This is a genomic window from Erwinia sp., from assembly GCF_031978025.1.
GTDB lineage: Bacteria > Pseudomonadota > Gammaproteobacteria > Enterobacterales > Enterobacteriaceae > Erwinia.
In genome coordinates, this window is sequence record NZ_DALZCD010000237.1 from 1 (window position 1) to 6,827 (window position 6,827).

A 6,827-nucleotide genomic window follows, 5' to 3' on the forward strand; every position below is an offset into this window, starting at 1 on the left:
GGTCATGCTGGGGGTGGTCCCTGTTATCGCGCTGGCGGTGGCGGTGGATGCCCTGTTTAAGCTTTTACTTTCCGTCACCGGGACACAACGCCGTGATTGAATTCAACGAAGTGAGTAAATATTTTGCGGGCAAGGCGGCGGTCAGCGACCTGACGCTGCATATCGCCAAAGGCGAATTTACCGTCCTTATCGGCACGTCCGGCTGCGGGAAATCGACCACGCTGAAAATGATCAATCGCCTGGTCGAACACGATAAAGGCGCGATACGCTTTGGTGGGGAAGAGATACGCCGCTTCGACCCACAGGCGCTGCGCCGCCGGATGGGGTATGTTATCCAGTCCACGGGGCTTTTCCCCCACTGGACGGTAGAGAGAAATATCGCCACTGTCCCGACCTTGCTGGGTTGGAGCCGGCCCCAAATTGACGCGCGCGTCAGCGAGCTGTTGGCCTTATTAAATATGGAGGAGGCTTACCGCGATCGCTATCCGCATCAGCTTTCCGGCGGGCAACAGCAGCGCATTGGCGTAGCGAGGGCGCTGGCGGCCGATCCGGAAGTGTTATTGATGGACGAACCGTTCGGCGCGCTCGATCCGGTCACTCGCGCCACGCTTCAGCAGGAAATTGCCCGGATCCATCGCCTTTCCGGCAAGACGATAGTGCTGGTCACGCACGATATTGATGAGGCGCTGGCGTTGGCCGACCGGCTGGTGTTAATGGACGGCGGCAAAGTGGTGCAACAGGGCACGCCGACGGCGCTGCTGACCAAGCCGGTCAACGATTTCGTCCGTCGCTTTTTCGGCCAAAGCGAGTGGGGGATTCGTTTGCTCTCGCTGGGGCTGGTGGGTGAGGCGGCCCGGCGCGGCGAATGGCTGGAGGAAGAGAGTATTGCGGAAACGCTGACGCTGCGTGAAGCTCTGTCGCTGTTTATTGCACGCGGTACCGACCGGCTGGCGGTGCGGGACAGAAATCAACAGCCGCTCGGCGTGCTGCATTTTGCCGATTTGCTGCGGCAGAGGCAGCAATAACATGCGCCTGCTCCGCGATCCGCTTCTCTGGCTGGTGTTGCTGTTCGTGGCGCTGCTGCTGCTGATGCCCTATAGCGGCCCACTGTTCGCACGCGCTTTTCCCCAGCTCGACAGACCGCTTTACCAGCAGGAAAGCTTTATCCGACTGACGCTGGCACATATCCGGCTGGTGGCTTTATCCAGCTTTGCTGCGGTGGTCATCGGGTTGGGCGCGGGGATTGCGGTTACTCGTCAGGCGGGGAAGGCGTTTCGCTCGGTGGTGGAAACGCTGGTAGCTGCAGGGCAAACTTTTCCACCGGTTGCCGTGCTGGCGCTGGCGGTGCCGGTCATCGGCTTTGGCGAGCAGCCAGCCCTGGTTGCGCTGCTGCTGTATGGTCTGCTGCCGATTTTACAGGGCACGCTGGCCGGGATCGGTGCGGTGCCGTCAACGTTGCGAGAGGTGGCCGCAGGGGTTGGCATGAGTCCGCGGCAAATCCTGTTTAACGTAGAATTGCCGCTGGCTGCGCCAGTGATCCTGGCCGGGATCCGCACCTCGGTCATTGTTAACATTGGCACGGCAACGATCGCCTCGACAGTGGGCGCCAACACGCTGGGATCGCCGGTTATCATCGGCCTGAGCGGATTTAATACCGCCTATATCCTGCAGGGAGCCTGCCTGGTAGCGCTGCTGGCGATCTTAACGGACCGCCTTTTCGAGCGCCTGCTACGGCGAATTAAGCGCGGATAAGGATGGTGTAGCCGGTCAGCATGACGCCGCCGATACCGCCCAGCGCCATCATTAAGAAGATAAAAATTACGCCGATTTTCTGCCAGTTCATACCGTGATCCGCCTGCCGTGAAAAAGAGAGCAAAGTATATCGCTTTTGATTAGCGAACGTTAAGCCTTTGCGGATTTTATCAGGAGAAAAAAGCGGAGCCAGCAGGATGCTGGCAATGATAAATTAACCGGCCTGATGGGTCACGGCGTAGCCCTGCTCCTGCCAGTGCACTATCTGCTCCTGCTGGCGGCGCGTCAGAGGTTTACCGGTAAAAATAAACAGCTGCTGACCGGGGAAAAGCTCGGGGCGCGGCAGTTCCAGCGGTTCGGGCAGGACTTCCATACGCCAGCCCTGCTGGGATAAACGCCAGGCTTCCAGCCAGATGCGGGTGCGATCTTCCGTGCCCCAGCCGATAATCAGCGCGTCCTTACCGGTCTTCTTGCGGCTGCCCGCCAGGCAAAAGGTCACGTAATCGATCAGGATGCCGTCAAGCAGGCTGCACATGGTTCTGGCAGTGTTTTGATCCAGGTTCAGACGCTGACGGATAGGGATAAAAACATGATCGATCAACGCCGTTGCCGGATGCTCCCGACCGGCGGTCGCAACTTTCGCCCGGAGCTTCGCGGGCCTGACATGTCGCAGTACCGCCATCATCTCTTCCTGCAGCGTCATCCAGCCGTCATGCGCGTTAACGCTCTCACCTTCGAGCAGCGCTTTAACTTTACCGACCGGTACGCCACTCTCTATCCAGCGTTTAATCTCTTCAATACGCTGTATATCTTCATCATCAAATTGACGATGGCCGCCTTCGGTACGCTGCGGTTTGAGCAAACCGTAGCGGCGCTGCCACGCGCGTAGCGTAACAGGGTTTATCCGACAGCGTTCGGCGACGTCACCAATACTGTATAAAGCCATGCCTTTCCTTAAACCTGTTTGACTCCCCCGAGCCTAACCAACTCTTCATTGTTGTACAACTATTATTTTCTTGTACAACTTGCCGGGCGCTGCACGGCATCGTATATCTTGTTAAAACGAGCCGGAAAGCATTCAGGTTCCGTTGCGCGTTGTAAATATAGTTTACCCGTTAATTCACGTGCCGCCAAAGCACGATTTACAGGACGACCTGCTACCTATGACCTCTGTTACCTATTCGCTGCTGACGGCAGAAGCGGCCGACAAAGCCCGGGATGAATTATACAAGGTATTGAGCGCCTGTGTGGCATTGGGGGCCAGTATTGGCTTTATCAGCCATGACCCTGAGCCCATGAAGCAGTTCTGGGACGAGATCGTTACCTGCCTCGCCAGCGGCAAAAAGCGACTGCTGGTTGCACGCCGAAAGAATGAAATTGTCGGCACGGCGATCGTTGAATTTTGCGGTAAGCCAAATGGCTCCCACCGTGCAGAGATAGCTAAATTGCTGGTGCATCCTGATGCCAGGCGCCAGGGTATTGCTCGAGAACTGTTAAGTCGCGCCGAACAGCTGGCGTCGGAGCAGGGCAAAACGCTGCTGGTGCTGGATACGCGATCCGGCGATGCCGCCGAACAGCTTTATCTGGCGCAGGGCTGGCAAATTTGCGGCCAGATCCCGCAGTTTGCTGTTTCTATCCATGGCGAATACGAGGCGACTACAGTGATGTACAAAATGCTCACGGCCGCCGTATAGCGACCGCCATTGGTGTGCGGGTGACAGATAAAAGTACCCGTTAAATCTGTATTGTCTTTTTTGCAGTGCTGAGCGCTGCAGGCGGGCAGCAGGGAAAGCGCTTTCTCCCCCGGCGAATTATAGGCAAAAAAGGCATGCCGCGTGGCGTAGGCGATTTAACGTAAAAACAAACGCCGTGCCGCTGAATATCATGCAGGCCCTGGTATCGGCGGTTTTAAAGTAAGCCATCACCACGTCTTTATTTTCCTGAGCTGGCCGGGATGCACGTATCAGCGGGAAGGTTTGCAAACATTTTCCTGATATTGTGATTATCAGTAATAACTGGGTATTAATCAGGGTAAAAAGGCCGTCACGCTGATTTGCAAAAGCTGGCGGCACTGAATGGGTAGCCGCCAGAGCAAAACGGAGGAGTCCGCGATCTGTTTGATGAATGCCGCTCATCAAAGCGTTCACCCGCTAAAGATTGATTGCCCCGGCGATTTTCAGTAATGTGATTTTGCTCACGCCTTAAGCGACAGTACGCTGCTCGCTGATGTTATCCCACTCTCTGATTCGACCCGCAGCGGCGGGCAGCCAAAGGTATTATGTTTCTTGTAAAAGTGATAAGTATCAGTTTTATCTGCATGCTGCTGCTCTCTTTCGCGCAGAGCTACGTTAAGGCGACCCACAGCGGCGTCGCCCTCACGGGCCAGCACTGGGCTACGGCACGACGGGATTCGGCAGAGATGGCACCCGATCCGCAAAAGTTTATTGATACGGCTATCGTTCAGGTTTATACCGCGCCGACTTTCGGCTGGCGTGGCCTGCTCGCCGTTCATCCCTGGATCATTTTTAAAAAGGCCGGCGAAACCCAGTATCACCGCTACGAGGTGGTCAGCTGGGGCAGCAGCAACGTGATCCGCCATAATTACGCTTTGCCTGACGGCTACTGGTTTGGCGCTAAGCCCAGGCTTCTGGTCGATCATCGCGGCGCGCGCGCGGCAGCAATGATCCCGGAGATCGAAGCGGCCATCAGTAGCTATCCCTGGCCGCACAGTTATCGCGTCTGGCCGGGCCCGAACAGCAACACTTTTCTGGCCCATATCGGCAGAGAAGTGCCGGAGCTGAAGCTCGATCTGCCCGCTAACGCTATCGGTAAAGATTTCCGCCCGCTGAACCGTCCGGTGGGCCTGCCCTCATCAGGCAAAGGCGTGCAGGTCTCGCTGTTGGGCGTGCTGGGTTTGACGCTGGGCGTGGAAGAAGGTGTGGAGTTTAACGTGCTGGCGTTTAATTTCGGCATCGATTTTAAGCACCCGGCGCTGCGGCTGCCTTTTACCGGCAGGCTGGGCACCAGCAAGGTCGAAACAGACAGCAGCGAGTAAAGCCGGCCGATTCTCAGGCGCGAACATCCCTAAGTTGCGGGTCGCGCCGAAGGATTCCCCTTCAGGGGCTATTGCTGAACGAAATACTGTGTAAAAATACAGGTCGTTTCAATAAAAAGTGGTTGATATGGCGCTAAATGCCGCGTTAAAAGCGCAAATTGCCGGCTGGTATAAGGCTCTCCAGCAGCAAATCCCCGATTTTATTTCCCGAGCGCCGCAGCGGCAGATGATTGCCGAAGTGGCAAAAACGCTGGCGGGCGAAGAAGGGCGTCATCTGGCGATTGAAGCCCCGACCGGCGTCGGGAAAACGCTTTCCTATCTGATCCCCGGCATTGCCGTTAGCCGTGCGGAAGATAAGCCGCTGGTGGTCAGCACCGCTAACGTGGCGTTGCAGGATCAAATATTCACTAAAGATCTGCCGCTGCTGCAGAAGATCATTCCCGATCTGCGCTTCACTGCCGCGTTTGGCCGGGGCCGCTACGTTTGCCCGCGTAATCTGTCTGCACTGGGGGGTGACGAAGAGAAACAGGGCGATTTGCTGCTGTTTCTGGATGACGACATGACCGCCAGCAAGGATGAGCGAGCGCTCTGCACCACGCTGGCGAAAAACCTCGATCGGCACCAGTGGGACGGCCTGCGCGACCATTGCGAAGAAACCATTGAGGATTCGCTCTGGCAGCGCATCAGTACCGACAAGGCCAACTGCCTGGGCAGCAACTGTCACTGGTTCCGTGAATGCCCTTTTTACATAGCCCGCCGGGAAATAGAAGATGCCGATGTGGTGGTAGCGAACCATGCGTTGGTGATGGCCGCGCTGGAAACGGAATCGGTGCTGCCGCCGCCAAAAAATCTGCTGCTGGTACTGGATGAAGGACACCATCTGCCTGACGTGGCGCGCGATGCGCTGGAAATGAGCGGGGATATCACGCCCGCCTGGAGCACCCTGCAGCTCGATCTGTTCTGTCGTCTGGTCGAGCAGTGCATGGCGCAGTTCCGGCCGAAAAAGCCGCCGCACCTTGGCAACCCTGAGCGGCTGAAAGCCCATTGCGAAGAAGTCCGTGAACAGCTCCAGCAGCTGTCACACATTCTGATACAGCTGCTGCCGCCCGGCAATCAGGAAGGCGAATACCGTTTCGAGATGGGTCAGCTGCCGGAAGAGGTGATGACGCTGTGCGCACGCCTGTTCAAATTGAGTGACGGACTCCGCGGGCTGGCCGAGGCATTACTAAACGACCTCAGCGAAAAAACCGGTCAGTTCGACGTGGTTCGCCTGCACCGCACGCTGATCCAGATGAACCGTGCGCTGGGCTGGTTTGAGGCCAGCAGCAAGCTGTGGCGACTGGCTTCCATGGCGCAGGCCTCCGGCGCGCCGGTTTCCAAATGGGTGACTCGCGAACTGCGTGAAGGGAACGCGCATCTGCTGTTTCACTGCGCGGGTATTCGCGTCAGCGAACAGCTGGAGAAACTGCTGTGGCGTAAAATTCCGCATGTGGTGTTGACCTCGGCCACGCTACGCTCGCTGAACAGCTTTCAGCGCCTGCAGGAGATGGCCGGCCTGAGCGAAAAGCCTGGCGACCGTTTTGTCGCGCTGGATTCGCCTTTTAATCATGTGGAGCAGGGCAAGCTGATTATTCCACAGATGCGCTATGAGCCGATGCTGGCTAACGAAGTGGAACATCTGGCGGAGATGGCGCACTTTTTCCGGCAGCAGATTAAAGAAGGTAAACACAAAGGCCTGCTGGTGCTGTTTGCCAGCGGACGGGCGATGCAGCAGTTTATCTCTTATCTGCCGGAGCTGCGGCTGATGCTGCTGGTGCAGGGCGATAAGCCGCGTCCGGCGCTGGTGGCGCTACACCGTAAAAAGGTACAGCAGGGCGAGACCAGCGTGCTGGTGGGGCTGCAATCCTTTGCCGAAGGGCTGGATCTGAAGGGGGAACTGCTGTCGCAGGTGCATATTCATAAAATTGCTTTCCCGCCGGTGGACAGTCCGGTTATTTTGACCGAGGGCGAATGGCTGAAA

8 protein-coding genes are annotated in these 6,827 nt (G+C 57.1%); 5 read left to right on the forward strand and 3 right to left on the reverse strand.

Going from position 1 to position 6,827, the window contains the following annotated elements; genetic code table 11:
* Positions 1–92: 92 nt before the first annotated feature.
* Positions 93–1,025 (forward strand): ABC transporter ATP-binding protein, encoded by a 933-nt coding sequence (locus RTK32_RS16780; RefSeq protein WP_312045968.1) that lies wholly within the window; start codon positions 93–95, stop codon positions 1,023–1,025.
* Between the two features lies 1 nt (position 1,026).
* Positions 1,027–1,752, forward strand: a complete 726-nt coding sequence (locus tag RTK32_RS16785; RefSeq protein WP_312045970.1) for an ABC transporter permease — start codon at positions 1,027–1,029, stop codon at positions 1,750–1,752.
* On the opposite strand, the gene RTK32_RS16790 is transcribed toward RTK32_RS16785, so the two are convergent.
* Together RTK32_RS16790 and RTK32_RS16795 are read right to left on the reverse strand one after the other, a co-directional pair.
* Positions 1,739–1,843: a protein YohO gene (locus tag RTK32_RS16790; RefSeq protein WP_125288804.1), complete on the reverse strand. Its 105-nt coding sequence runs from the start codon at positions 1,841–1,843 to the stop codon at positions 1,739–1,741. The genes RTK32_RS16785 and RTK32_RS16790 overlap by 14 nt on opposite strands.
* Positions 1,844–1,966: 123 nt before the next feature.
* Positions 1,967–2,698: a MerR family transcriptional regulator gene (locus tag RTK32_RS16795; protein WP_312045973.1), complete on the reverse strand. Its 732-nt coding sequence runs from the start codon at positions 2,696–2,698 to the stop codon at positions 1,967–1,969.
* A gap of 217 nt (positions 2,699–2,915) precedes the next feature.
* On the opposite strand from RTK32_RS16795, the gene RTK32_RS16800 reads away from it, so the two are divergent.
* Positions 2,916–3,446, forward strand: a complete 531-nt coding sequence (locus tag RTK32_RS16800) for a GNAT family N-acetyltransferase (protein WP_312045975.1) — start codon at positions 2,916–2,918, stop codon at positions 3,444–3,446.
* Positions 3,447–3,563: 117 nt separating this feature from the next.
* Here RTK32_RS16800 and RTK32_RS16805 read toward each other — a convergent pair whose 3' ends face one another.
* Complete coding sequence (locus RTK32_RS16805) at positions 3,564–3,890, reverse strand: hypothetical protein (protein WP_312045977.1); 327 nt, start codon at positions 3,888–3,890, stop codon at positions 3,564–3,566.
* Between the two features lie 140 nt (positions 3,891–4,030).
* On the opposite strand from RTK32_RS16805, the gene RTK32_RS16810 reads away from it, so the two are divergent.
* Both RTK32_RS16810 and dinG read left to right on the forward strand, forming a co-directional pair.
* Positions 4,031–4,807 carry a DUF3750 domain-containing protein gene (locus tag RTK32_RS16810; protein WP_312045979.1) on the forward strand — a complete coding sequence of 259 codons (777 nt, stop codon included), beginning with the start codon at positions 4,031–4,033 and terminating at the stop codon, positions 4,805–4,807.
* 127 nt (positions 4,808–4,934) lie between these two features.
* On the forward strand, positions 4,935–6,827 hold a 1,893-nt coding region (gene dinG / locus RTK32_RS16815; RefSeq protein WP_312045981.1), incomplete at its 3' end, for an ATP-dependent DNA helicase DinG.

Coding starts and splice junctions, on each gene's coding strand:
- RTK32_RS16785 (WP_312045970.1), top strand. CDS start 1,027: ATGCGCCTGCTCCGCGATCCGCTTCTCTGGCTGGTGTTGCTGTTCGTG.
- RTK32_RS16790 (WP_125288804.1), bottom strand. CDS start 1,843: ATGAACTGGCAGAAAATCGGCGTAATTTTTATCTTCTTAATGATGGCG.
- RTK32_RS16795 (WP_312045973.1), bottom strand. CDS start 2,698: ATGGCTTTATACAGTATTGGTGACGTCGCCGAACGCTGTCGGATAAAC.
- RTK32_RS16800 (WP_312045975.1), top strand. CDS start 2,916: ATGACCTCTGTTACCTATTCGCTGCTGACGGCAGAAGCGGCCGACAAA.
- RTK32_RS16810 (WP_312045979.1), top strand. CDS start 4,031: ATGTTTCTTGTAAAAGTGATAAGTATCAGTTTTATCTGCATGCTGCTG.